This window comes from Actinacidiphila yeochonensis CN732 (assembly GCF_000745345.1).
Taxonomy (GTDB): Bacteria; Actinomycetota; Actinomycetes; order Streptomycetales; family Streptomycetaceae; genus Actinacidiphila; species Actinacidiphila yeochonensis.
Map to the genome: position 1 here is coordinate 2,526,147 of NZ_JQNR01000005.1, position 25,063 is coordinate 2,551,209.

At 75.3% G+C, this 25,063-nt stretch carries 15 protein-coding genes and 1 pseudogene; 10 read left to right on the forward strand and 6 right to left on the reverse strand.

Annotation, left to right across the window (positions count from 1 at the left end; all coding sequences use genetic code 11):
• Positions 1–394 precede the first annotated feature (394 nt).
• The 7 genes and pseudogenes from BS72_RS39270 to fxsT all read left to right on the forward strand — a co-directional run.
• Positions 395–1,213 (forward strand): annotated as a pseudogene (locus BS72_RS39270) (SAV_2336 N-terminal domain-related protein); the annotation flags it as partial.
• An 89-nt stretch (positions 1,214–1,302) separates the two neighbouring features.
• Positions 1,303–3,810 (forward strand): hypothetical protein, encoded by a 2,508-nt coding sequence (locus BS72_RS22710; protein WP_265736805.1) that lies wholly within the window; start codon positions 1,303–1,305, stop codon positions 3,808–3,810.
• A gap of 86 nt (positions 3,811–3,896) precedes the next feature.
• Positions 3,897–4,478 carry an NADPH-dependent FMN reductase gene (locus tag BS72_RS22715; RefSeq protein WP_037913096.1) on the forward strand — a complete coding sequence of 194 codons (582 nt, stop codon included), beginning with the start codon at positions 3,897–3,899 and terminating at the stop codon, positions 4,476–4,478.
• 374 nt (positions 4,479–4,852) lie between these two features.
• A complete protein-coding gene (gene fxsA, locus BS72_RS38600) occupies positions 4,853–5,242 on the forward strand; it encodes an FxSxx-COOH cyclophane-containing RiPP peptide (protein ID WP_037913098.1) in 390 nt (129 codons plus the stop codon).
• Between the two features lie 160 nt (positions 5,243–5,402).
• Positions 5,403–6,635 (forward strand): FxsB family cyclophane-forming radical SAM/SPASM peptide maturase, encoded by a 1,233-nt coding sequence (locus BS72_RS22725; protein ID WP_078901559.1) that lies wholly within the window; start codon positions 5,403–5,405, stop codon positions 6,633–6,635.
• A 723-nt stretch (positions 6,636–7,358) separates the two neighbouring features.
• Complete coding sequence (locus BS72_RS38605; protein ID WP_051951487.1) at positions 7,359–8,258, forward strand: HEXXH motif domain-containing protein; 900 nt, start codon at positions 7,359–7,361, stop codon at positions 8,256–8,258.
• A gap of 127 nt (positions 8,259–8,385) precedes the next feature.
• Complete coding sequence (gene fxsT / locus BS72_RS22735) at positions 8,386–11,385, forward strand: FxSxx-COOH system tetratricopeptide repeat protein (protein ID WP_037913100.1); 3,000 nt, start codon at positions 8,386–8,388, stop codon at positions 11,383–11,385.
• Positions 11,386–11,648: 263 nt separating this feature from the next.
• On the opposite strand, the gene BS72_RS22740 is transcribed toward fxsT, so the two are convergent.
• The 4 genes from BS72_RS22740 to BS72_RS22755 all read right to left on the reverse strand — a co-directional run bounded on the left by BS72_RS22740 (position 11,649) and on the right by BS72_RS22755 (position 18,461).
• The gene (locus BS72_RS22740; protein ID WP_037913102.1) at positions 11,649–15,497 is read right to left on the reverse strand and encodes a multifunctional oxoglutarate decarboxylase/oxoglutarate dehydrogenase thiamine pyrophosphate-binding subunit/dihydrolipoyllysine-residue succinyltransferase subunit; all 3,849 of its coding nucleotides are present in this window, start codon (positions 15,495–15,497) and stop codon (positions 11,649–11,651) included.
• 284 nt (positions 15,498–15,781) lie between these two features.
• A complete protein-coding gene (locus BS72_RS22745) occupies positions 15,782–16,861 on the reverse strand; it encodes a HAMP domain-containing sensor histidine kinase (protein ID WP_037913103.1) in 1,080 nt (359 codons plus the stop codon).
• Positions 16,862–16,996: 135 nt separating this feature from the next.
• Positions 16,997–17,710, reverse strand: a complete 714-nt coding sequence (locus BS72_RS22750; RefSeq protein WP_037913104.1) for a response regulator transcription factor — start codon at positions 17,708–17,710, stop codon at positions 16,997–16,999.
• A 100-nt stretch (positions 17,711–17,810) separates the two neighbouring features.
• On the reverse strand, positions 17,811–18,461 hold the full coding sequence (locus BS72_RS22755; protein WP_407639001.1) for a spermine/spermidine synthase domain-containing protein: 651 nt from the start codon (positions 18,459–18,461) through the stop codon (positions 17,811–17,813).
• Between the two features lie 271 nt (positions 18,462–18,732).
• On the opposite strand from BS72_RS22755, the gene BS72_RS22760 reads away from it, so the two are divergent.
• Both BS72_RS22760 and lon read left to right on the forward strand, forming a co-directional pair.
• On the forward strand, positions 18,733–19,647 hold the full coding sequence (locus BS72_RS22760; protein WP_037913107.1) for a class I SAM-dependent methyltransferase: 915 nt from the start codon (positions 18,733–18,735) through the stop codon (positions 19,645–19,647).
• A gap of 349 nt (positions 19,648–19,996) precedes the next feature.
• Complete coding sequence (gene lon / locus BS72_RS22765) at positions 19,997–22,444, forward strand: endopeptidase La (protein WP_037913110.1); 2,448 nt, start codon at positions 19,997–19,999, stop codon at positions 22,442–22,444.
• Positions 22,445–22,540: 96 nt separating this feature from the next.
• Here lon and BS72_RS22770 read toward each other — a convergent pair whose 3' ends face one another.
• Positions 22,541–23,434 (reverse strand): lysozyme, encoded by an 894-nt coding sequence (locus BS72_RS22770; RefSeq protein WP_037913113.1) that lies wholly within the window; start codon positions 23,432–23,434, stop codon positions 22,541–22,543.
• A gap of 185 nt (positions 23,435–23,619) precedes the next feature.
• On the opposite strand from BS72_RS22770, the gene BS72_RS22775 reads away from it, so the two are divergent.
• Positions 23,620–24,093: a MarR family winged helix-turn-helix transcriptional regulator gene (locus tag BS72_RS22775; protein WP_407639002.1), complete on the forward strand. Its 474-nt coding sequence runs from the start codon at positions 23,620–23,622 to the stop codon at positions 24,091–24,093.
• A 99-nt stretch (positions 24,094–24,192) separates the two neighbouring features.
• Here the strand turns inward: BS72_RS22775 and BS72_RS22780 are convergent, their stop codons facing one another.
• Complete coding sequence (locus tag BS72_RS22780) at positions 24,193–24,942, reverse strand: protein phosphatase 2C domain-containing protein (RefSeq protein WP_037913115.1); 750 nt, start codon at positions 24,940–24,942, stop codon at positions 24,193–24,195.
• Positions 24,943–25,063: the final 121 nt, after the last annotated feature.

A 25,063-nucleotide genomic window follows, 5' to 3' on the forward strand; every position in this document is an offset into this window, starting at 1 on the left:
GCGGCCGTGGCCGACCTGGGCGCAGGACCGCCGTACCCCGGGGACGACGACGCCCGCACCGCCGGCGTGACGCCCGGCCCCGCCGAAGGTGACGCGCGCCCTGACGCGGGCGAGGCGCTCCCCGAGGTGAACGGGGTACGCCCGGACGCGGGCGCGACGCTCCCTGCGGCGGGCGGCGCGCTCCCCGGCACGGGGACCGGCCCCGCCCGGAGGCAGACCCGGCCGACACCCCCGCCGACAAGCCTGGCGACGTCCCGGCCGACGTCCCTGCCGACGCGTCTGCCGACCCTCCGTCCCCCGCCGACCCGCTCGCGCGGCTGGTCGGCGCGCTGCACGGCGCCGGCCTGGGCCCGGACACCAGCGAGCTGGCCGACGCGCTGTGGCTGGCCCGCTGGTGCCGCCCGACCTGGATGCCCGGCGCCGAGGAGGCCGGCGAAGACGCCGACCGCCCCGCCGCCGGCGGCACCGACTACCCGCGCGCCCACCGCCCCGACGGCACGGACGGCGCCGGTACCCGCCTGGTGCCGCCGCCGCGCGAGCTGCCCGACGACCGCAAGCTCAGCCTCTACCCCGGCGAGGGCGGCCCCGGGCAGCCCGTCGCGGGGGCGGGACCAGCCGGACCGGCGCCATCGGCGTGGCCGTCCCCGAGGCCGCCGCACTGCCGCGGCTGCTGGAGATCCAGGCCGCGCTGCGCCCGCTCCAGCGCTTCCGAACCCCCGCCCCGCCGCTGCGCACCGAGCTGGACGAGCCCGCCACCGCCGAGCACAGCGCGCTGGCCGGCGGGCTGCTGCTGCCGGTCTTCCGGCCGGTGCGGCGCGGCGAGGCGGCCATGCAGCTGCTGATGGACGCCTCGTCGTCGATGTACGTGTGGGAGCGGATGCTGCGTGAACTGGCCGGTGTCTTCGGCCGCCTCGGCGCCTTCCGCGAGGTGCAGGTCCGCTACGTGCACTCCACCCCGGAAGGCGGCCTCGCCGCCAGCGGGCGCTTCGACCCCGGACCGTCCGGACTGCGCCCCGTGGAGCAGCTGGGCGACCCCACCGGGCGGCGCGTCACCCTCATGGTCAGCGACTGCGCCGGGCCGCTGTGGCGCTCCGGGCAGGCCCACCGGCTGCTGCACCGGCTGGCGCGGCACGGCCCGGTCGCGGTGCTCCAGCCGCTGCCCACCCGGCTGTGGAGCCGCACCCTGCTGCCCGTCTCCTACGGCGTGCTGCACCGCGCCGAGGGGATGCTCCAGGCCGCGCCGCCGCGCTTCACCCCGGCGCCACCGGCGCCCCGCCCGCGCCCGGCGCGCTGCCCGTCCCGGTGCTGCCGCCGACCGCCCCGGCGCTGGGCGCCTGGGCGCGGCTGCTGTCGGGGACCGGCACGGCCGGGGTGCCCGCCTCGGTCGGCTGGGTCCGCGCCGACCACCCCGCCACCCGGGTGCCGCGGCAGCGCGGCACCGTGCCGGCGCCGGCGCTGGTCGCCCGGTTCCGCGCCACCGCCTCACCGGACGCCGTGCAACTGGCCGTCTACCTGGCGGCCGCCCCGCTGTACCTGCCGGTGATGCAGCTGGTGCAGCGGACGATGCTGCCCGACTCCGGCCCGGCGGAGCTCGCGGAGGTGCTGCTGTCCGGCCTCGTCGTCCGCCGGCCCGGTGAGGACCACCGCTGGTACCACTTCGCGCCGGGCGTGCGCGACGTGCTGCTCGGCCCGCTCGGCCGGGACGAGGCGCTGCTGGTGCTCAAGCACTGCTCGGAGTACGTCGAGCAGCGCTTTGGCCGCAGCGGCCCCAACTTCCCCGCGCTGGCCATCACCCAGCTCACCGAGGGCCCCGGCGACCCGCTTGCCGACGCGGCCGTGCGCAGCGCCGTCAAGGAGGCCGCCCGGAGCGCGGTGCGCCGGGAGGGGCGAGCCGAGGAGGGGGTGGCAGCGGAGTTCCGGCAGCCGTTCGCCGAGGTCGCGGCGCGGGTACTGGAACGGTTCATGCCGCTGCCGGAGAACGGCGCCGCCCGGCGGCTGGCCCCGGTCGCCCACGTCTCCACGGTGGTGGGGCGGGCCCGTGAACTCGCCGACCGGTTCGCCCGCGAGGGCATGGTGCAGAACCTGCTGGACGCGGTGGCGATGCTGCGCCGGGCCGCCGGCCAGGAGCGGGTGCGCGGCCGCGACCCGGAGCTGTGGAGCGAACTCGCCCAGCAGCTCGTCACGTTGTGGCGGGTGCGCGGCGGCGCGACGCTGCTCCGGGAGGCCCAGGAGGCGGCCGACACGGCCGCGGCCCACCACACGCTGCCGGCCCGCGCGGTGCGCGCCCGGGTGCTCCAGGCGGCGGCCGAGGACCGCGCGCAGGTGGGCGACGACCGGGCCGCGCTGGAGCTTCTGCGGCGCGCCGACCGGGAGTTCACCGCCGTGTGCGCGGCCCCCGGCCAGGCGTCCGAGGAGGTGCTCGGCTTCACCCTGGAGCGCATCTCCGTACTGGAGCGGCAGTGGGAGATCAGCGGCGACACCGGCCTGCTCCAGGAGACCGTCGGCATGCTGGAGGCGTTCGCCGACTCCTGGCCGCCGCAGCGGTCCCGCCCCAGCCAGCTGCCGATGGCGCACGGCCGGGCGCTGCTGCGGCTGTCCGGCACCGCCCGCACCCGGGAGCGGGAGCGGGTCTACGCCGAGCAGGCGGTCAACTCGTTCGCCGCCGGGCTCGACGCGCTGGAGCGCGAGGAGGGTCCCCCGGAGGCGGTGGTGGAGGCGATGCTGTGCGTGGTCGACGCCCAACTCCGCGCCGGAGGGCGGCTGGAGGAGGCGCAGCGGCTGGTGGACCGGGCGCTCGGCGAGACCCGCGACCGGCTGCTGCGGGCGACCATCCTGGCCCGGGCCGGCCGTATCCGGGCCGCCCGGTACGAGGAGTCCGGCGCGGCCGGTGAACTGGAGGCCGCGGCCGGACGGTTCGCCGAGGCGTGCCGGCTCACCCCCGCGACCGGCCCGAGTACCGGGACCTGGTGGCCGAGTGGGGCCAGGTGCTGCTCAGCCGATCCGCCCTGCCGGACGGAGAGTTGTTCGTCAACCGGGCCGTACTGGTGCTGCGCGACTGCCGGATGGAGACCCCCGAGTCCGACCCCCGGCTGCCCGACCGGCTGCTCATGCTCGGCAGCGCGCTGGTGCTGCGCTACCGCGCCGAGGAGGACCGCGTCGACCTGCGGGAGGCCGAGTACATGCTGGGCCTGGCGGCGCAGGCGGCCCGTGCCCCGGAGCTGCTGGCCAGGACCTGGTTCGAGCTGGGCCAGGTGCACCGGCTGTGGCCGGCGCACGACCGCCGCCCGGAGCGGCTGGACCAGGCCGCGGACGCCTACCGCCGGGCCGCCGGCGCGGCGGTGGGCGCCGCGCAGGCCGCCGCCGAACCCGAGCCGATGCGGCGGCTGGCCGCGCGCTCCCACCACTGGCGCGGCGACGCCTACGAGACCGCCCGCCGGCCCCGGGCCGCCGTCGAGGCGTACCGCGCGGCGCTCGCCGAGTGGCAGCGGGTGCCGGGCGGCGGGGGCGAGGAGGCCGCGGAGACCGTCCAGCGCCTGGCGCACCTCAGCGGAGACTAGGGCCTCTCCCGGCGGGGTGTACCCCGCTCGCCGCCCTGGCGCGGGCCCGCACGGCGTTGGCCGAAAGAGCCGCGTAGGTCCACGACGAGGCTTTCCGGCCGCCTGGCGACGACCCGCGCCAGCGCACCTCGCCACCGGGCGGACCCTGCCGGTCACGGCACCAGAGCCGGCGGCCGCGAGGCTTCCCCGGCGGTCCCCGGCGGTCCCCGGCGGTCCCCGGCGGTCCCCGGCGGTCCCCGGCGGTGTCCGGTGACTGCTCCGGCCCCGCGCACGGGACGCCAATGTCCCTGGAGGAGAATGCCGTTGACCGTTCGCGTTGCCAGGAAGGCAGATTGAACCATGCCCACGCCGCCGGTGGTCCTTCTGCTGTCGGGGAGCCTGCGGGCCGCCTCGACCAACGAGGCCGTGCTGCGGACGGCGCAGGCCGTGGCGGCGTCCGCGGGGGTGCGGGCCGTCCGGTACGACGGGCTGGCGGACCTTCCGCACTTCAACCCCGACGACGACACCGACCCGCTGCCGCCCTCCGTGGCCGGGCTGCGGGCGGCGATCGAGCAGGCGGCGGGCGTCCTGATCTGCGCCCCGGAGTACGCGGGCACGCTGCCCGGTTCGTTCACGAACCTGCTGGACTGGACGGTCGGCGGCACCGAGATCTGCGACAAGCCGACCGCCTGGGTCAACGCGGCCGCCCCCGGCCGCGGCCAGGGCGCGGAGGCCACGCTGCGGACGGTCCTGGGCTACACCGGCGCGGACATCGTGGAGCGGGCCTGCGTGAGGATTCCGGTGGGCCGCGAGGCGCTCGGCGCGGACGGGATCATCACCGACCCGGAGATCCGCCGGCAACTTGGCAACCTGCTGGCCCTGTTGGCGGAGTCCGGCGGGTCCGGCGGGTCCGGCGAGTCCGCGCGGCCCGAAGAGGGCTGAACCCCCCCGCGCTGACCACGCGGATCGGGACCTGTCCCGTCGGGTGAGTGGCACCTGTCACCCCAACATCCGTTTGAGATGGCGAGATTGGGCTGAAAGGGTGGACTTCCGCTCCGTGTCCGCCGCGACGCGGACCGCTTCCGGCGCGGGCCGGGCGGCGGCCGTGAGGGCCCTGGCGCACGGTCCGGGCCGGGCGGCCGGGCACGCGCCCTGACGGGTCGTCCGGCCCGGTCAAGCCTCCGTGCGCCCCCTGGCGACGTTTCCAACCCCACCCCTGCGGCGCACACTTGACGTAGGAACGTCCCACGTACCACGTCCGCCGCGTCCGCCCCGGGAGCGGCCGGGGGCTGAGGGGACCACCTGGGAGGCAGGCGATGGCGCAGCGACCCGACGGCCGGACCGGAACCTCCGGCGGCCCTCACACCTCCGGCGCTTCCGATGACGGCCCGGCAGCCGGCGCCCGGCCGGGCGCACCCGTGCGCGGCGGCGCCCGCGCCCCGCCGACCCGCCGCCCGGGAGCCACGCCGCCGTGCCGGGCCCGGGAGCCCGACGCCGCCCGCCCGGAGCCGCAGGACGCCCGGGCCGCCGGGCCGCACCCCGCCGGGGTCGACCTGCTCGGCATGGACCTGGAGACGCTGCGCACCACGAGCCACCCCGTACTGGCCGCCCTCGTCGGCGAGCTGCGGGCCCGGGTCGCGGCGCCCGGCAGCGAGGCCCTGTGGGGGTTCGACAACGCTCCACCACCGACGCCGGACCGCCGGTGACCGTGCCGGGCACCCCGCCCGCGCCGGATGCCTTCCGGTCACGCGCCGGGAGGGACACGGCCCATCCGCCGCCGTGACGTTCACCGCCGGGCGCCGGCCGGGAGCAACCGCGGGGGCCGGCCGTCTGACCTGGACAGCCCTCGCGCGGGGAGGTGATGAGGTGCGTCACGCCGCCGGTCCGCGGCCGGGTGCGGAGCAGGGCGCGGGGCCCGCCGGCCGACCCGGACCGCCCGTCCCGTTCCGGCAGTTCGTGCTCAAGGCGCACAGCCGCTGCAACCTCGTCTGCCGCTACTGCTACCTGTACGCCGGCCCCGACGCCACCTGGCGCGACCGCCCCCGCACCCCGTCGGCCGCGGTGGCGGCCCGCACCGCCGAGCGGATCGCCGAACACGCCGCCGCCCACGGCCTGCGCGAGATCGCGGTGGTCTTCCACGGCGGCGAGCCCCTCCTCACCGGCACCGGCCGGCTCGTCGCCGACGCCGACCTGATCCGCGCCGCGGTCCCGCCGGACTGCGCCGTCCGGGTGACCGTCCAGACCAACGCCACCCTCCTCACCCGGGCCCGGGTGAGGGCGCTGGCCGACGCCGGGTTCGGCGTCGGCGTCAGCCTCGACGGCGGCCTGCCCGCGCACAACGCGGCCCGCGTCGACCACACCGGACGTCCCTCCTGGCCCGCCGCCGCGGCCGGCCTGCGGGTGCTGGCCGAGTACGCGCCCGAGGCGTTCGCCGGGCTGCTGTGCGTCGTGGACCTGCGGCACGACCCGGTGGAGGTCTACGAGTCGCTGCTGGCCTTCCGGCCGCCCGCCGTCGACCTGCTGCTGCCGCACGGCAACTGGACCAGCCCGCCGCCCGGCCTGCCCGCGCCGCCGGAGGACCCGGCGCCCTACGGCCGCTGGCTCACCGCCGTCTTCGACCGCTGGTGGGACGCGCCCCGCCGGGAGACCCGGATCGGCCTGTTCGAGGAGTGCGCCGCGCTGCTGCTCGGCGCACCGGCGGCCGGGGAGCGGCTGGGGCTGCAACCCTTCGCCGCCGTCGTGGTGGAGACCGACGGCACCATCGAGCAGGTCGACTCCCTCAAGTCCGCGTACGACGGCGCCGCCGCCACCGGCCTCGACGTCTTCCGCCACAGCTTCGACGACGCCCTCGCCCACCCGGGCGTCGCCGCCCGCCAGACCGGGGCCGCCGCCCTCGGCCCGACCTGCCGCGCCTGCCCGCTGGCGACCGTCTGCGGCGGCGGGCACTACGCCCACCGCTACCGCGCCCCGGACGGCTTCGCGAACCCGTCGGTCTACTGCGCGGACCTCGCCCGTCTGATCCGCCACACCGCCACCCGGCTCGCCGAGGCAGCCGGCGCCGGGCCCGGCCGCCACACCTCCCGGGAGTCCCGCCGGTGAAACCGCACGCCCCACACCCCGCCCCGCCGCCCCCGTCCCCGGAAGCCCCCACCCCCGTCGCGCGAGCCGGCCGGCCGCCGGCCTGGACGGCACCGAACTGCCCGGCGAGGCCGTCGCGGTGCTCGGGCGGACCGGCAGCACCCCAGCCCTGCTCGCGCTGCTCGCCGCTCGGCAGCGGGCCCGGCGGCTGCTCACCCTGCGGGCCCTGCTGGACGCCGTCGCCGGCGCGCCCGCCGGGACGCTGCCGCCGGGCACGGCCGAACGGCTGCTGCGGGACTGGCGGTTGCTGGAGGCGGCCGAACGGGCCGACCCGGCCGCGGCCCGCGCCGTCGTCGACTACCCGCACACCGGCGCCTGGGCCGAACGCTGCCTGCGGGCCCTCGGCCGCCCCGGTCAGGGCCGGCGGGCCGCCGCCGAACTGCCGCACCTGGGCGCCCTGGCAGCGGCCGCCGCGGCCCGGGCCGGCCTGCGCTTCACCCTCGAACTCCCGCTGCGCGAGGGTGAGCTGCGGCTGCCCACGCTCGGCGGTCTCCGCCCGGCAGGAGCCGGGTCCGGCACCGGTACCGGGACCGCCGCCGCCGACCAGGGCGCCGTCGTACCGGTCGTACGGATAGTCGGCGAGCCGCGCCGGCTGTGGCTGCACCCGCTGCCGGGGCGGCACCACCCGCACCAGCCGCACCCGCGGCCCGCTCAGCCCCGCGGCCGTCCCCGCCGCAGGACGACGTGCCGCCGTACCCGCGGCCGCCCCGCCAGGAGGGCCGCGGGTACGGCGCCGGGCTCCCCGTCGAGGTGCGGCGCGGCCAGGACGGCGTGTGGCGTTCGGCCGCCCCCGGCTGGCGCCCCCTCCAGGCGCTGCACCACCCCGACGGGCGGCCCGTCCTCATCGACGACGTCGACCCCTACCGGGACGAGGAGCACCGCACCAACCCCTACGGCCTGGACGTCGCCGACCGGCTCGACCTCGGCGGCCACGCCAGCTGGCGCACCGCCTGGCGGGACGCGCGGCCTTGGCTGGAGCTGGGCGACGGCACCCGGGCCCGGGAGGTGGCGGAGCTGCTGGAGTGCGTCGTCCCGCTGGCCGGCGCGCCCACCGCGCAGTGCAGCGCCACCCGCGGCGAGGCGTTCGGCGCGCTGCTCAGCAGCACCCCGCGCGGCGGCCTGGACCTTGCCGCCACGCTCGTCCACGAACTCCAGCACGCCAAGCTGCTCGCGGTCTCCCAGATCACCCCGCTGCACACCGCCGACGACGCGCCGCGCTACTTCGCGCCCTGGCGCCCCGACCCGCGCCCCTTCGACGGCCTCTTCCAGGGCGCCTACGCCCACCTCGCGCTCGCCGACTTCCACCTGCGTACGGCCGGCGTGCTCACCGACCCGGTGCTGCGCGACGCCGCGTGGGCCGACCACTGCCGCTGCCGCCAGCAGGTCGGCGCCGCCCTGCCCCAACTCCTCGGCGCCCGGGCGCTGACCGCGCACGGCCGGGCGCTGGTGGCGGCGATGGCCGAGCACCACGCCCGACTGTGCCGCGACGTCCCGCCCGACGGCCACCTGGCCCGCGCCACCGCCTACGTGGAGACCGCGCGCATGTCCTGGCGCCGCCACCGCGCCGGAACCACCCGGGAGTGAACCGGAAAGCCCATCCCAACTGCGTGCATGACGGAACGTCACATGGGGATCATTGACAGTAGCCACGCGGTCGGCAGGGTTCTGTACCGTCAGGACACGAGCGCGTCGCAACGAGGGAGACGGTCGCATGGCCGGAGGGCGGCAGACCGCGGCAGCGGCATCCGGGCGCGGGCCCGTGACCATCAGCTACGCCGGGTACAACCGGCCGTGGGCGGCCTGGATCGCCTACCGGCTGGAGCGGCAGGGCGTGCGGGTCTCCCTCCAGCGTTGGGACCTCGCCGGCCCCGACAGCGTCGAGCAGGCCCTGCGCGACCTGCTGCTCTCCGAGGGCACCGTGCTGGTGGTGCTCAGCGAGTGGTACTTCCGGCTGGGCCCGCGCGAGGCCGAGGAGTGGAACCGGGCGCTGCGCGCGGTCGTGCCACCGCACGCCGACCGGTTCGCGGCCGTCTGCGTCACCGCCGCCGCGCTGCCGTCCGCCGCGGCCGCGCTGGCCGCCGCCGACCTGTGGGGCCTGGGCGCGGTGGAGGCCGAACGCCGCCTGCTGGCCCGGCTCGGCGTCACCCCGGTCCGCCCGGCCGGCCCCGACGGCCTGGGCGACGGCCCCCGCTACCCGCTGGAGCAGCCCGCCGTGTGGGGCGGGGTGCCGCGCCGCAACACCCGCTTCACCGGCCGCGACCACCTCCTCACCACCCTCCACCAGCAGCTCTCCACCGCCGAGCCGGGGGCCGGCGTCGCCACCCTGCACGGCCTGTCGGGCGTCGGCAAGACGCACATCGCCACCGAGTACGTCTACCGCTTCCAGCCCGAGTACGACGTGGTGTGGTGGGTGCGCGCCAGCGAACGCGGCACGCTGCGCGAGAAACTGGCCGGCCTCGCGCCCGCCCTCGGCCTGGTCACCGGCCGGGAGTACGGCGAGCGGCTGCGCGCGGTCCGGGACGCGCTGCGCCGCGGCAGCCCGTATCCGCGCTGGCTGGTCGTCCTGGACGGCGCCGACCGGCCCGAGGAGATCCACGACCTGGTGCCCACCGGCCCCGGCCACGTGCTGATCACCTCGCAGAACCGCGAGTGGAGCGAGTACAACAGCTCGCTGATCGAGGTGCCCGTCTACGACCGCGACGAGTCGGTGGCGTTCGTCCGCCGCCGCGCGCCCCGGCTCGACGACAACGACGCCGACAAGCTCGCCGAGGCGCTCGGCGACCTCGCGCTGGCCCTGGACCAGAACGCCGGCGCCCTCAACGACTCCGCGATGCTGGTCGACGACTACATCGAGCTGGTGCGCCACGGCAGCGACGTCGAGCCGGGCCTCAAGGTCGCCGCCGACTTCCAGATGACGTACTTCACCGCCTTCTCGATACTCCTCAACCGGCTCCGCGAGGACCGCCCGGAGGCGCTGGACCTGCTGCGGCTGTGCGTCTTCTTCGCGCCCGGGCCGATCCCGCTGCGGCTGGTGCGGGACCTGCCCAACCGGGAGATGCCCGAGCAGCTGGTCGGGCTCATCGAGGACCCGCTGCTGTGGAGTTCGGCGATCAGCAAGCTCGCGCAGTGGTCGGTGATCCAGTCCGACCCGCAGGACGCGGCGGACGAGGCCGGCGACGCCTCGGAGGGCGTCCAGATGCACCGGCTGGTCTACCAGGCGGTGCGGGCCGACATGTCGCCCGAGGAGCACGCCACGTACTCCCGGGTGGTGCGCACCATGCTCGCCTCCGCCGACCCGGCCCGCCCCAACGACACCCGGCTGTGGCCGCGTTACGCCGAGATCGTGCCGCACCTGGAGCCGTCCGGCGCGCTGGAGTCCACCAACCCCGACATCCAGCGGACCGTCCTGAACTGCCTGCGCTACCTCAACTCCTCCGGCGAGTACCGCACCTCCCGGAGGCTGGCCGAGACCGCCGCCCAGTACTGGCCGGCCGTTCTGGGAGCCGACCACCCCCGGCTGTGGGACCTCGCCCAGGAACGCGTCAACGCGATCCGCGCCATGGGCGACTACGCCACCACCGAGGCCATCGACCGCCGCGCCCACGAACTGCTCACCGACGAACGCGGCCCCGGCGACCTGCTCACCCTGCGGGCCGCCGGCAGCCTGGCCGCCGACCTGCGGGCGCTGGGCAGCTACGACGAGGCGCTGGTCCTCGCCCGGCAGGTCCGCGACGGCTACCGCGACCTCTTCGGCCGGCAGGACGCCAGCTTCCTCGTCGCCCAGAACAACATGGGCGTCGGCCTGCGCCTGCTGGGCCGCTACGACGACGCGCTGGCGCTGGACCAGTCGACGATGGAGGCGATGCGCGAGCTGCTGCGCGAACGGCACAGCCTCACCCTGTCCTCGGAGAACTCCTACGCCCACGACCTGCGGCTGACCGGCCAGTACGAGCGGGCCACCTCCGTACAGGAGCGCAACGCCGAGGTGCACCGCACCGTCATGGGCGCCGACAACCCGCAGACGCTGCGCGCCGAGCACAACCTGGCGCTGTGCTACCGGCGGGTGGGGGACCGGCCGCGGGCCGCGACGGTGCTGGCCGGGCTGGTGGAGCGGTGCGAGCGGGTGCTCGGCGACAGCGACCCGCTCACCGTGCGGGCCGTGGCGAGCCTGTCCACGTTCGAGCGCTCGCACGGCGACCTGGACCGCGCCCGCGAGCTCGGCGAGGCCGTCCTGGACCACTACCGCGCCGCGTTCGGCGACCGCCACCCCTACACCGCCGGGGTCCTCGCCAACCACGCGCTGCTGCTGCGGGCCGCGGGCGAGCGGCAGCAGTCGCAGATCGAGGCGGAGGACGCGCTCGCCGGGATGGCCCGCGCGGTCGGCGACGCCCACCCCTGGACGCTCGCCTGCGCCCTCAACGCCGGCTCCGCGCGGAACCTGGCCGGCGACCCGGAGAGCGCGGCGGAGATCAGCCGCCGCACCGCCCGGCAGGCGGCCGAACGGCTCGGCCGGGAGCACCCGTTGACGCTCTCCTGCCGGATCGCGCTGGCCGCGGACCTGCGCAACCTGCGCCGCCGCCGGGAGGCCGACAAGATCGAGGAGGAGGCCCTGGCCGCCCTGGCCCGCACCCTCGGCCCCCAGCACCCCCACACCGTCTCGGCCCGCTCCCGCACCCGCCCCTACTGGGACTTCGAGCCCTTCAGCTCGTAGGGGACGGCCTGGCCGCCTCTGGGCACTGGTCCGCCGGGCTTCACCCGCCCGAGAACGGACCACCATCACCGATCGCGGCGACCCGCCGCGGTGCTGGTCGACCCGCGGGCGCCGGCCGACCTGGAGGACGCGCCGGCGCTGGCCCAGTACCGGGTCAGGGAGGCGTCAGAGCGGCAACAGGCCGGCGCCCCGCCCCCGGAAACCTCCGGGGGCGGGGCGCCGGCGTCGAACGCGTACCGCCGGTGCTTCGGACCTGACCGGGATCAGATCTCGAAGACCTCGCGGGTGAGCTGCTCCTGCTGCTCCTGGTGGCGCTTCGCGGAGCCGACGGCCGGCGAGGACGAGGCCGGACGGGAGACCCGCCGCAGCCGGTCCGCGTTGTCCGGGGCCGCGCCCAGCACCAGGTCCAGGTGGTCGATCAGGTTCAGCGCGATGAACGGCCACGCACCCTGGTTGGCCGGCTCCTCCTGGGCCCAGACGAACTTCTGCGCCTTGGTGAAGGGGGCCAGCGCCTGCTGGATCTCCGCGCCGGGCAGCGGGTACAGCCGCTCGATGCGGATGATCGCCACGTCCTCGGCGCCGCGCCGCTCCCGCTCGGCGATCAGGTCGTAGTAGACCTTGCCGGTGCAGAAGACGACCTTGCGGACCGCGTCCGGCCGCACCGTGGTGTCGCCGATCACCGGCTGGAACTGGCCGGTGGTGAAGTCCTCCGCCTTCGACGCCGCCGCCTTCAGCCGGAGCATCGACTTCGGGGTGAAGACGATCAGCGGCTTGTGGTGCGGGTTGTGGACCTGCCAGCGCAGCAGGTGGAAGTAGTTCGCCGGAGTGGTCGGGAACGCCACCGTCATGTTGTTCTGCGCGCACAGCTGGAGGTAGCGCTCGATGCGGGCCGAGGAGTGGTCCGGGCCCTGGCCCTCGTAGCCGTGCGGCAGCAGCAGCACGACGCCGGAGGTCTGGCCCCACTTCTGCTCGGCGGCGCTGATGTACTCGTCGATGATGGACGAGGCGCCGTTGGCGAAGTCGCCGAACTGGGCCTCCCACATCACCAGCGCGTCCGGGCGGGCCAGCGAGTAGCCGTACTCGAAGCCCATCGCGGCGTACTCGCTGAGCAGCGAGTCGTACACGTTGTAGTGGGCCTGGTCCTCCGACAGGTACAGCAGCGGGGTGTAGTCCTCGCCGGTGACCCGGTCGATGAGCACCGCGTGCCGCTGGCCGAAGGTGCCGCGGCGGGAGTCCTGGCCGGCCAGCCGGACGGGGGTGCCGTCCAGCAGCAGCGAGCCGATCGCCAGGGTCTCGCCCATGCCCCAGTCGATCGTGCCGTCCTCGACCATCGCCATACGGCGCTGGAGCTGCGGCAGCAGCCGGGGGTGCACGTTGAACGTCTCGGGCAGGTTCACCTGCGAGGCGGCGATCCGCTTGACCACCTCGGCGGTGACCGCGGTCGGCACCGGCACCGGGAACTCGGCCTGCGCGTCGTCCTGCGGGGCCAGCTCGGCGGGCGCCGCGGCGGCCTCGCGGACCTCGGTGAAGACCTTCTCCAGCTGGCCCTGGTAGTCCTGCAGGGCCTGCTCGGCCTCTTCCAGGGTGATGTCGCCCCGGCCGATCAGCGACTCGGTGTAGAGCTTGCGCACCGAGCGCTTCTTGTCGATCAGGTCGTACATCAGCGGCTGGGTGAAGGCCGGGTTGTCGGACTCGTTGTGGCCGCGCCGCCGGTAGCAGATGAGGTCGATCACGACGTCCTTGTTGAACGCCTGACGGAACTCGAACGCCAGCCGCGCCACCCGCACCACGGCCTCGGGGTCGTCCCCGTTGACGTGGAAGATCGGCGCCTCGATCATGCGCGCCACGTCGGTGCTGTACATCGAGGAGCGGGCCGACTCCGGGGGAGCGGTGAACCCGACCTGGTTGTTGATCACCACGTGGACGGTGCCGCCGGTGCGGTAGCCGCGCAGCTGCGACATGTTCAGCGTCTCGGCGACGACGCCCTGGCCCGCGAAGGCCGCGTCGCCGTGCAGCGCCACCGGCAGCACGGTGAAGTCGGTGCCGCCCTTGTTGATGATGTCCTGCCGGGCACGGGCGATGCCCTCGATGACCGGGTCGACGGTCTCCAGGTGCGACGGGTTGGCCGCCAGCGACACCCGGATCTGCTCGCCGTCCAGGCCGGTGAAGTTGCCCTCGGCGCCCAGGTGGTACTTCACGTCGCCGGAGCCGTGCATCGACTTCGGGTCGAGGTTGCCCTCGAACTCGCGGAAGATCTGCGCGTAGGACTTGCCGACGATGTTGGCGAGCACGTTCAGCCGGCCGCGGTGGGCCATGCCGATGATCGCCTCGTCCAGCCGCGACTCGGCGGCCGCGTCCAGCACCGCGTCGAGCAGCGGGATGACGGACTCGCCGCCCTCCAGCGAGAACCGCTTCTGGCCGACGTACTTGGTCTGCAGGAACGTCTCGAACGCCTCGGCCGCGTTGAGCCGGCGCAGGATGCGCAGCTGCTCGTCGCGCTCCGGCTTGGCGTGCGGGCGCTCGATCCGGTCCTGGATCCACTTGCGCTGCTTGGGGTCCTGGATGTGCATGAACTCGACACCGACGGTGCGGCAGTACGAGTCGCGCAGCACGCCGAGGATGTCGCGCAGCTTCATCAGGGTCTTGCCGGCGAAGCCGCCGACGGCGAACTCGCGCTCCAGGTCCCACAGGGTCAGGCCGTGCTCCAGCACGTCCAGGTCCGGGTGCTTGCGCTGCCGGTACTCCAGCGGGTCGGTGTCGGCCATGACGTGGCCGCGCACCCGGTAGGAGTGGATCAGCTCGAAGACCCGGGCGGCCTTGGTGACGTCGTCGTCGTGGCCGGTGTCGATGTCGGTGCGCCAGCGGACCGGCTCGTACGGGATGCGCAGCGCGGCGAAGATGTCGTCGAAGAAGTCGTTCTCGCCCAGCAGCAGCTGGCTCATGATCCGCAGGAACTCGCCGGAGGCGGCGCCCTGGATCACCCGGTGGTCGTACGTGCTGGTGAGGGTCATCACCTTGGAGATGCCCAGCTTGTTCAGGGTGTCCTGCGAGGTGCCCTGGAACTCGGCCGGGTAGTCCATGGAGCCGACGCCGAGGATCATCGACTGCCCGGGCATCAGCCGCGGCACCGAGTGCACGGTGCCCAGGCCGCCGGGGTTGGTCAGCGACGAGGTGACGCCGGTGAAGTCGTCCATCGTCAGCTTGCCCGAGCGGGCCCGGCGGACGATGTCCTCGTACGCCTGCCAGAACTCGAAGAAGTTGAGGGTCTCGGCCTTCTTGATGGCGGCGACGACCAGCTGGCGGTCGCCGTTGGGCTTCACCAGGTCGATGGCCAGGCCCAGGTTCACGTGGTCGGGCTTGACCAGCGTGGGCTTGCCGTCCTTCTCAGCGAAGTGCCAGTTCATCGACGGCATGGTCTTCAGCGCCTGCACCATCGCGTAGCCGATGAGGTGCGTGAAGGAGACCTTGCCGCCGCGGGCGCGCTTGAGGTGGTTGTTGATGACGATGCGGTTGTCGAAGAGCAGCTTCACCGGGATCGCCCGCACCGAGGTGGCGGTGGGCAGCTCCAGGGAGGCGCTCATGTTCTTCGCCACGGCCGCGGAGGGGCCGCGCAGCGTCACGTACTCGGTGACCGGCTCCTCAAGGGCGGCGGCCGGGGCCGGCGCCGGGGTCGCGGCCGGCTTCGCGGCCGGGGCCGACGTGGCGGGCTTCGCGGCGGCCGGCTGCGGCGCGGCGGCGGGCGCGACCGGCGCGGGCGCCGCCGGCGGGGCGGCCGGCGCCGCGGGGGCGGCCGGGGCCTGGCCGGAGGGAGCCGGCGGGGCGGCGGCACCGTCGGCCGACGGGGCCGACCCCGGCACGCCCGCGGTGACCCGCTTGGCGGCGCCGGAGGCGCCTCCCTGGCCGGCCGGGGCGGCCGGCGCGGTGGAGCCGTCCGGCTTGTAGTCGGCGAAGAAGTCCCACCAGGCGCGGTCTACCGAATTCGGATCCTGCAGATACTGCTGGTAGATCTCGTCGACGAGCCACTCGTTGGGGCCGAAGCCCTGCGCCGGGGGCTGGCCCTGCGCGTCGTGGTCGGTGGAGACGTTGGAGCTATTGGGGGACTGTGGCGACACGGCGGTAACCGCCCTCTTCCGCTTCACAAGATGGTGGACAGCGGGAATAAAGGCTACGCCTACCTGGGCCTCTTCCGCAGTTCTGGGGGCCACTCGTCGCGTACATCACACCAGAATCCTGGTTTCGGGGCTCCGAGTGGCGGGAAAGGGGTCCCTCTTGGGCGTTCGCCCGGCCAGTGGTCTATGCCAGTGGTGGGTACGATTCCGGCCCTTCGGCCCGGGTCGTCCCGGGTCGGCGGGGCCGGCCGGTCGGCGCGGGCACGGCGGGGGCGCTCCGGGGCGCGTCAACGCTGCCCGGACGGCTTTCCCGGAAGGGTGACGTGGATGCGGCAGCCGCGCGGGGATTCGGCCACCTCGATCCGCCCGCCGTGGAGGTCCACCGCCCAGCGGGCGATGGCCAGCCCCAGCCCCGTACCCCCGTCCCGGCCCGGCCGCGAGCCGCGGTGGAAGCGCTCGAAGACCCGGTCCCGGTCGGCCTCGGGGATGCCGGGCCCCTCGTCGCGCACCTCCAGGTCGAGGCTGCCGGGCGTCGGCCCGCTCCGCGCCCGTACGGTGACCCGGCCGCCCGGCGGGCTGTGCTTGACCGCGTTGTCCACCAGGTTCGCCACCACCTGGTGCAGCCGCTCCCCGTCGGCGTAGGCGACCAGCTCGGGCGGGAAGACGTCCAGATGCATCGGCACGTCGGCACGGGGCCGGAAGCGGGTCCCCGAGGCGTGCGTGCCGCCCATGCCCAGCCCGGCCGTCTTCAGCACCGCCGACAGGTACGGCCACACCTCGAACCGCTTGGCGTCCAGCAGTACCGCCCCGCTGTCCAGCCGGGACAGGTCGAGCAGCTGGCTGACCAGCTTGCCCAGCCGCTCGGTCTGCCGCAGCGCCAGCCGCATCGTCTCCGGGTCGGGCTCGGAGACGCCGTCCACCACGTTCTCCAGCACCGCCCGCAGCGCCGCGATGGGGGTGCGCAGCTCGTGCGAGACGTTCGCCACCAGCTCCTTGCGGTGGTGGTCCACCGCCTCCAGGTCCGCCGCCATCCGGTTGAAGGTCTCGGCCAGCTCGCCGACCTCGTCCCTGCGCACCCCGGCCACCCGGCGGCTGTAGTCGCCGCGTGCCATCGCCCGCGCCACCGCCGTCATCTCGCGCAGCGGCGCGGTCAGGTTGGTGGCGACGATCTGCGTGATCAGCAGCGAGGCGATGATCGAGAAGATGGTGATGACACGTATGCCGGTCTTCGAGTGGAACGCGATCAGCACCAGCAGTGTGGTGATCATCACGGAGGCGATGACCAGCGCCTGGAGCGCCGCCTTGATCGAGCGGGCCGGGTCCACCGGCCGCAGCGCGTTCCACGCCCAGTGCCGCAGCCGCCCCAGCCGCCCCGGGCCGTCCGGGGCACCGCCCTCCCGGTTCGCCCCGCCCGACGCGTCCGCGCCCCCGCGTCCCGCGGCGCGCCCGGCGCCCCGCCCCCGAGCCCCGTTCCAGCCGGCCGGGCTCCCGCCGCCCCGGTCTCACGGCGCCGGCGTCTCCAGCGCGTACCCGACGCCGTGCACGGTGCGAATCCGCTCGGCGCCGATCTTCCGGCGCAGCGCCTTGACGTGGCTGTCGACGGTGCGGGTGCCGGAGGCGTCGGTCCAGTCCCACACCTCGGCCAGCAGCTGCTCACGGGAGAGCACCGCCCGGGGCTGCTGCGCCAGGCAGACCAGCAGCTCGAACTCGGTGGGCGTCAGGTGCACGTCGCCGCCGGCCACCCTGACCCGGCGCTGGGCGTGGTCGATCTCCAGGTCGCCCAGGTGGATGCTGGCGCCCCGGGTGCCGACCGCCGCAGACGCCGCCCGCTCCACCCGGCGCAGCAGCACGTGCACCCGGGCGGCCAGTTCGCGCATGGAGAACGGCTTGGTCATGTAGTCGTCGGCGCCCACGCCCAGGCCCACGAGCATGTCCGTCTCCTCGTCCCGCGCGGTGAGCATCAGCACCGGCACCGGCCGCTCCGCCTGCACCCGGCGGCAGACCTCCAGGCCGTCGAAGCCGGGCAGCATCACGTCGAGCACCAGCAGGTCGGGGTGCCAGCCGCGGGCGGTCTCCACCGCGGTCGGCCCGTCGCCCGCGGTGCGGACCAGGAACCCCTCCGCCTGGAGCCGGACCGTGATCGCCTGCCCTATCGTCTGGTCGTCCTCGACCACCAGCACCCGGCGCTGCGCGCCCGTCGTCTGTGCGCTGTCCACTTCCGCCCCACAAGCTCGTCCGTCACCGGCAGCGTACGGGGCGGTCGGTACCGCTGACTACGACGCCCGCGGCTCTCCCGGCCCGCTCGCCCGCACGTCCTCACGGCCTGACCGCGAGGTGCACCGCGTCGGGCACACCCCGCCTGACGGGCACCTCCAGGGTGCGCACTCCGGTGAACCCCGCCCTGCCCAGCGCCGCCTCGAAGGCCGCCGAGGGGCGGGCGGACCACACGGCGAGCACGCCGCCGGAGGTCAGCCGCTCCCGGCAGTCGGCGAGGCCGCTGGGACTGTAGAGACTGCCGTTGTTCTCGGTGACTGTCCAGTCCGGGCCGTTGTCGATGTCCAGGCAGATCGCGTCGTAGCGCTCCGCGGTGCCGTGCAGGTGGGCGGTCAGGTCCCCGGCGACCAGCCGCACCCGCGGGTCGTCCAGGGCGCCGCCGCTGAACGGCGCGAAGTGGCCGGCCCGGTGCCAGTCGACGACGGCCGGCTCCCGCTCCACCACCGCGATGCGCCCCCAGCGCGCCTCGGCCACCGCCCTGGCCAGCGAGAACCCGACTCCCAGGCCGCCGATGAGCACGCTCGCGCCCTGCCGGCCGGGCGGCAGGGCGGCCAGCGCGGCGTCCACCAGGAGCCGCTCCGAGCGGCCGTCGGAGGTGTCCATCAGGAAGGTGCCGTTGGCGATGATCTCCAGCCGGTCCCCGTGCCGGCGCAGTACCGCCTCCCCGTACGGCCCGTCGCGCCGGTCCAGCACCACGGGCCTGTCGCCGGGGCCGCCAGGGTCGGCGCAGGCGGCGGGGCCCGCGGGGGTGGGGTCGGCGGGGTGTGGTCGGCGGAGCGGGTCGAGTGCGGTCCGGGCCGCTGTGCAAGGGGCATGACCCAATTTTCACCCAACTCGGAAGAAAAAAAGGGCACTTGGCTGTCCATGTGCCATCTGTGGTTCACCGTTCGTACCGCATCTCTTCCGGTTATGGCTGTCCCGTTCATCCTCCGGGGCCCTTCGGCCGGGGCGTAGCTTCCGGCCCATGCCTTCTCTTCTCAAGAACAGGGTGGCCCGGCGGCTGCTGCGTCCGGCCGCGAACTTGGTGGACCGGCGGGTCCAGCGGCCGGTGTCGAGTCTGCGGAGCGAACTCGACAGCGTGCGCCGCGAGGTGGCCGAGCTGCGTGCCCAGGAGCACGCGATCGGCCTGCTCTTCGACCACGCCGGGCGCAGCGGCCCCCGCCTGCCCACGCGGGAGCAGATAGACCGCCTGGTCACCGAGGTGGCCGAGGTCAGCGGTGCGGAGCGGGCGGCCGCCCGGCGCAACGTGACCGTCGCCTTCCGCAACGTCATCGCCCTGGAGGCGCTGGCGGTGGGCCGGTTGGCCGGCTCCACCCAGAACGTGTGCGGCAAGCTCGCCGCCGTCCCGCTGCTCGCCCCGCCGAACGCGCAGGTGCTGGAGATCGGCACCCTCTACGGCCTCTTCTCCGCCACGCTGCTGCGGATGCTGCACCGCGCGGGCATCGAGCCGGAGCTGACCGTCGTCGACCCGCTGGTGGGGTCGCAGCTCCAGCCCGGCGGCCTGGAGGGACTGGACCCGACCGGCACCCCGGTCCGGGTCGACGTGGTCCGGGCCAACCTGGCGCTGGGCGGGGCCGCCGGCGAGCGGGCCCGCATCGAGGTCGGCTTCTCCGGCGACCCCCAGGTGCGCGCCGCCGTCTCCGACCGGGAGTACGGCGTCATCATCATCGACGGCGACCACAGCGCTCGGGGGGTCGCGGAGGACCTGGAGTGGGCCGAGAAGATCGCGGCGCCCGGTGCGATCGTCGTCCTCGACGACTACGGCGACAACAAGTGGGCCGGCGTCCAGGAGGGTGCCGACGCGCACCTGGCGGGCGACAGCCGCTTCGAGATGCTCGGCCGCGCGGCGACCTCCGCGTTCCTGCGCGCCGTCCGCTGAGCCGGTCCGCTGAGCCGGTCCGCTGGTCGGTCCGCCGAGCCGGTCCGCTGAGCCGGTCGCCGTGGCTCCTGCCTGCCTCCTGCCGGCCCCTCGCTGTTCCCCGCCCCGCCCCGCCCCGCCCCGCCCCGCGGCGCGGGGCGGGCGGGGCGGGGAACGGCCTGCGCGGCCCTGCCGGGGGATGGCCGGGCCGCGATCGGTTGTTCTACCGCCCGGGCCTCCCAGAGTGCCGCGAACCACGCCTCGGGGCCCTTCGCTGACGGCGAACGCCGACCCGCCGGAACCCGGGAACACCAGCGGAGTCCTGAGCATTGAGTGGGTTGTACTCAACTTGCTTGCACAGGGAGCGATCATGGCATTTGAGCCGCAGAGTTCCAACCTCACCCTCCCGGTACTGCCTCTCGACGGGGAGGTCGTGCTCCCCGGCATGGTCGTCCCGCTGGACCTGACCGACGGCGAGGTGCGGGCCGCGGTGGAGGCCGCCCAGGCCGCGCACTCCGGCCCGAACCCCGCGCAGGCGGCCGCCAAGCCGCAGGTGCTGCTGGTGCCCCGGGTCGACGGCAGGTACGCCGCCCTGGGCACCCTCGGCAGCGTGGAGCAGGTCGGCCGGCTCTCCGACGGCGACCCCGGCGCGGTGATCCGCGGCCGGTCCCGGGTGCGGATCGGAGCCGGCACCACCGGCCCCGGGGCCGCCCTGTGGGTGGAGGGCGCCCTCGTGCCGGAGCCCGAACCCGCCGAGGCGCCCGGCGCCGTCGCGGAGCTGACGCGGGAGTACAAGGCCCTGGCCACCAGCTGGCTGCGCAAGCGCGGCGCCTGGCAGGTCGTCGACCGGGTCCAGCAGATCGAGGACGCCGGCCAGCTCGCCGACAACTCCGGCTACTCCCCGTTCCTCTCCGTCGAGCAGCGCGTGGAGCTGCTGGAGACGGCCGACCCCGTCGCCCGGCTGCGGCTGGCGGTGCGGTGGCTGCGGGAGCACCTGGCCGAGCAGGACGTGGCGGAGACCATCCGCAAGGACGTCCAGGAGGGCATGGACAAGCAGCAGCGCGAGTTCCTGCTCCAGCAGCAGCTGAACGCCGTCCGCAAGGAGCTGTCCGAGCTGCGCGGCGAGCCCGAGACCGAGGGCGGCGACTACCGCGCCCGGGTCGAGGCCGCCGACCTGCCGGAGAAGGTCCGCGAGGCCGCGCTGAAGGAGGTCGAGAAGCTGGAGCGGTCCAGCGACGCCTCCCCTGAGGGCTCGTGGATCAGGACCTGGCTGGACACCGTCCTGGAGCTGCCGTGGAACACCACCACCCAGGACACCTACGACGTCGCCGGCGCCCGTGCCGTGCTCGACGCGGACCACGCCGGCCTCGACGACGTCAAGGAGCGCATCACCGAGTACCTGGCCGTCCGCAAGCGCCGGGCCGACCGCGGCCTGGCCGCCGTCGGCGGCGGCAACGGCGGCGGGCGGCGGCCCGGCGGCGCGGTGCTGGCCCTGGTCGGGCCGCCCGGGGTCGGAAAGACCTCGCTCGGGGAGTCGGTGGCGCGGGCCATGGGCCGGAAGTTCGTCCGGGTCGCCCTCGGCGGCGTCCGCGACGAGGCCGAGATCCGCGGCCACCGCAGGACGTACGTGGGCGCGCTGCCCGGCCGCGTCGTGCGGGCGATCAAGGAAGCCGGCTCGATGAACCCGGTGGTGCTGCTGGACGAGGTCGACAAGGTCGGCTCCGACTTCCGGGGCGACCCGGCGGCGGCGCTGCTGGAGGTGCTGGACCCGGCGCAGAACCACACCTTCCGGGACCACTACCTGGAGGTGGAGCTGGACCTGTCCGACGTCGTCTTCCTGGCCACCGCGAACGTCCTGGAGGCCATCCCGGAGCCGCTGCTGGACCGGATGGAGCTGGTCCGGCTGGACGGCTACACCGAGGACGAGAAGGTCGTCATCGCCCGCGACCACCTGGTGCCGCGCCAGCTGGACCGGGCCGGGCTGACCCCCGAGGAGGTGGCCTTCGACGAGGCGGCGCTGCGCCGGCTGGCCGGGGAGTACACCCGCGAGGCGGGGGTGCGCACCCTGGAGCGGACGGTGGCGCGGCTGCTGCGCAAGATCACCGCGCAGCACGAGCTCGGCGGGCTCGAACTGCCCGTCACCATCGGCCCGGACTCGCTGCGCGGCCTGATCGGCCGGCCGCACCACGTGCCGGAGGCGGCCCAGGACCCGGAGGAGCGGCGTACGGCGGTGCCGGGCGTGGCCACCGGCCTGGCGGTCACCGGCGCGGGGGGCGACGTGCTCTACATCGAGGCGTCGCTGGCCGACCCGGAGACCGGCGGGGCGGGTGTGCAGCTCACCGGCCAGCTGGGCGACGTGATGAAGGAGTCCGCGCAGATCGCGCTCTCCTTCCTGCGCTCGCGCGGCGCCGAACTGGAGCTGCCCGTCGGAGACCTGAAGGACCGCGGTGTGCACCTGCACGTGCCGGCCGGCGCCGTGCCCAAGGACGGGCCGAGCGCGGGTGTCACGATGACCACGGCGCTGGCCTCGCTGCTCTCCGGCCGCAAGGTCCGCCCGGACGTCGCGATGACCGGCGAGGTCTCGCTCACCGGCCGGGTGCTGCCGATCGGCGGGGTCAAGCAGAAGCTGCTGGCCGCGCACCGCGCCGGGGTGACGACCGTCGTCATCCCCAAGCGCAACGAGGCGGACCTCGACGACGTCCCGGCCGAGGTGCTGGCCGCCCTGGAGGTCCACCCGGTCAGCGACGTCCGCCAGGTCCTGGCACTGGCCCTGGAGCCCGCCGCCGCGGCTGCGGAGCAGGTCCCGCTGGCCGCCTGACCGGAACCGTCGGCCCGCGCGCCGTGCCGCCCCCGGACGACGGAGGGCGGCACGGCGCGCGCCGCGCGCGGGTGCGCGGGGGACGGGGGCGCCGGGTCAGCCCAGGGCGAGGGCCGAGAGGCGGGAGGTGTCGCCGTTGAAGTAGTCCTGGTCGCCGGGGAAGGTGCCGGAGTCGGCGTGCTGCCAGAAGGTGTAGTAGGTGTAGCCCGCGGGCAGGGTGCCGGCGCTGGTGGAGTACTTCGCGATCCAGAACGGGCTGGTGGTGGCGAAGGCGCTGCTGTTGCCGGTGCAGGTCGTCCACCAGTCGAGGGTCGAGTAGATCACCGGGTAGACGCCCTCCTTCGCGTTGTACTCGTTGGCGAAGGCGTGGATCCAGCTGACCATGGCGGCCTGGCTCAGGCCGTAGCAGGTGGCGCCGTAGGGGTTGTACTCGATGTCGAGGGCGCCCGGCAGCGTCTTGCCGTCGGCGGACCAGCCGCCGCCGTGGGCGATGAAGTAGTCGGCCTGGGTGGCGCCGGCGGAGGTGTCCGGGGTGGCGAAGTGGTAGGAGCCGCGGATCATCCCGACGTTGTATGAGCCGTTGTACTGCTGGGCGAAGTCGGGGTTGGTGTAAGTGGTGCTCTCCGTGGCCTTGACGTAGGCGAACTTCGCGCCGTTCGCCCAGGCCGTCGACCAGTTGACGCTGCCCTGGTAGCCGGAGACGTCCATGCCGGGGGTCTGGGTCGCCGCCAGCGGGGTGGCGGCCTCGGAGGTGGCGGAGGCGCTGGCGGAGCCGCTGCCCTCGTGGGCGGCGACGGTGGACCCCATCCAGTCCAGCTGGGGGTGGGAGACGTGCCCGGCCTTGGCGGACGCGGCCGGGGCGGCGGCGTGGGCCGCGCCGGGGGCGGAGAGGACCAGTGCGACCATGGCGGTGAACAGGCCGGCGCAGAGCGCGAGCCGGGTCCGGGCCGAGCCGGTGTCGTGCACGACGGAGAGGACTCCGCGGGACATACGTGCCTCCAGGAGGGACTCGGCATGACCTCGATGTGGTCATGACAAGCGTGACGGTACGGGGGAGAGCTACGCGCGTGGAAGAGGGCCCCGGAACCGCCGTTGGTCTACGCCTGCGAAATACTTGACGTGCTGCGGAAACCACCGTGGGTGAAGAGAACTTTCAGCTGGTGAAAGTGGGGCCGGTGTCTCCGACGAACGCTGATGAGCCGCGTGGGGCCGTCGGCCTCCAGCAGGGGGCGGCGGAACTCGAACGCGAACTGTCGGTGCTCTTCCGCCGCGCCCGGGCCGTCTCCGGGGAACTCGCACGCGAGGTGCACCCCGGCCTGGAACCCGCCGCGTACGGGCTCCTCGTCCGCCTCGCGGAGGTCGAGCCGGAACGCGCCACGGAGCTGGCCGCCTACTTCGGCGTCGGCAAGGCGACGATGAGCCGCCAGCTGCGCGGCCTGGAGGAGCTCGGGCTGATCGCCCGCGAGCCCGACCCCGCGGACGGCCGGGCCCACCTGACGCGGCTGACCTCCGAGGGCCGGGAGCGGTTCTCCCGGGTGCGCAGCGCCCGGCGTGACCGCTTCCTCGCCCAGCTCGACGCCTGGGGCGCCGGCGAGGTGGCCGAACTCGCCCGCCTGCTGCACCGCTTCAACGACCTCCAGGGCGGCTGAGCCGCCCGGCTGCCCGCGTCCCGGTGTCGGACCCAGGCGGCGCCGTACGGTGCCGTCAGGCCGTACGGAGGTGAGCGGGCGGGTGCGGGCCGGGAGCGGCTACAGCTCCACCAGGACGGCGGTCGCGTCGTCGTGGGCCTTGCCCGGGGCGGGCCGCTCGGCCTCCAGCGCGCGCACCCGGGCGATCAGCGCCCCGGGCCCGGCCCCGCGCAGCAGCCCGAACGCGCCGGCCCAGCCGTCCGTCCGGTAGACCTCGACCGACCGCGCGGCACCGTCGGTGAGCGCCGCCAGCGCCCGTACCCGGTCGCGCGGCACGCTGCCCGTGACCGCCTTGGCCGCCACCGCCGGGTCGGCGGCGGCCGTGAAGAAGCCGCCCTCGCGGTTGCGCAGCGGCGCCAGCCGCACCCCGCGCTCCCGCAGCCGGTCGATCCGGTCGTCCAGGACGGCGGTGACCGTGCCGTCCGGTCCGGCCAGCAGCAGCGCCGAGTCCGACAGCACGAGGTACTCGACGGCGGCCTCGTCCCAGCGCGCCGCCACCACCGTGGCCTGCGGCGTGAGCTGGTGAGAAAGATCACACGTTCCCTCGTGGGCCTGGGCGGTGCGGGCCACGGCAGCCGCCAGGCAGTCCGCCAGCGGCGCTTCGCGGCGGGCCGCCAGCTCCAGCAGGGCGCCGCCCAGCCGCGCGGCGAACCACGGGACCGAGTGGACGCAGCCGCCGTTGCCGGGAGGCGGGGTGACGCCGTCCAGCAGTACCAGCGCGCCACCGCCGTCCGCGGGGACCGCCACCGACACGAAGTCCTCGTTGGGCACGTCGGGGCTGCCGGGCTCGGTCGCCGTCTCGATCCGCATGCGCCCAGTCTGGCAGCCGCAGCCGCAGCCGCAGCCGCAGCCGCAGCCGCAGCCGCAGCCCGGCCCCGGACCGGCCCCGCCCGCCGCGCTCCGCCACACCCCAGCGCGCGGCAGCCGCCGA

Bases quoted from the DNA above. Each gene is read 5' to 3' on its own strand.
- fxsT (WP_037913100.1), top strand. From the start codon at position 8,386: ATGGCCGGAGGGCGGCAGACCGCGGCAGCGGCATCCGGGCGCGGGCCC.
- fxsA (WP_037913098.1), top strand. From the start codon at position 4,853: ATGGCGCAGCGACCCGACGGCCGGACCGGAACCTCCGGCGGCCCTCAC.
- BS72_RS22780 (WP_037913115.1), bottom strand. From the start codon at position 24,942: ATGCGGATCGAGACGGCGACCGAGCCCGGCAGCCCCGACGTGCCCAAC.
- BS72_RS22715 (WP_037913096.1), top strand. From the start codon at position 3,897: ATGCCCACGCCGCCGGTGGTCCTTCTGCTGTCGGGGAGCCTGCGGGCC.
- lon (WP_037913110.1), top strand. From the start codon at position 19,997: ATGGCATTTGAGCCGCAGAGTTCCAACCTCACCCTCCCGGTACTGCCT.
- BS72_RS22760 (WP_037913107.1), top strand. From the start codon at position 18,733: ATGCCTTCTCTTCTCAAGAACAGGGTGGCCCGGCGGCTGCTGCGTCCG.
- BS72_RS22770 (WP_037913113.1), bottom strand. From the start codon at position 23,434: ATGTCCCGCGGAGTCCTCTCCGTCGTGCACGACACCGGCTCGGCCCGG.